Source organism: Bacillus sp. JJ1521, assembly GCF_036965165.1.
Taxonomy (GTDB): Bacteria; Bacillota; Bacilli; order Bacillales; family Bacillaceae_L; genus Ferdinandcohnia.
Genome location: NZ_JBALOX010000108.1, coordinates 1 through 445, shown reverse-complemented (window position 1 = coordinate 445; position 445 = coordinate 1). Strand labels below are relative to the sequence as shown.

The following is a 445-nucleotide window of genomic DNA, read 5'->3' as shown; positions in this document are numbered from 1 at the left end:
TATTTAATCGAAGGCTTCCAATTTGGATTTAAAGTCTTTGGTCCAGTTATCCCAATCGCTGCCTTCTTCTATCTAGGTGACTCCGGTTTTGCGAAAATTATTGGTGATTTCTTACCTGAACATTCACAAGGAATCGTGAACGATCTTGGGGTTAGTCTTGCTTCTGTTGTACCATTAAATGCCCCAGTTGGAGCCATTACCTTGACAACTGTAGGTGCAATTACCGGCTTAGACGGATCTGGTTTTTCAGGAATTTCGTTGGCTGGTTCACTTGCTGCATTGTTCTCAACAGCAATTGGGGCGGGTGCTGCTACATTAACAGCGCTTGGGCAAATTGCAGGCATTTGGGTTGGAGGTGGAACGCTCGTACCTTGGGCGCTAATTCCTGCAGCTGCCATTTGTGGAGTGGATCCGTTTGCACTTGCTAGGAAGAACTTACTTCCTG

1 pseudogene is annotated in these 445 nt (G+C 46.1%); it reads left to right on the top strand.

What is annotated here, in order from left to right:
• Window positions 1–445, top strand: a pseudogene (locus V7147_RS15375) (hypothetical protein); the annotation flags it as partial.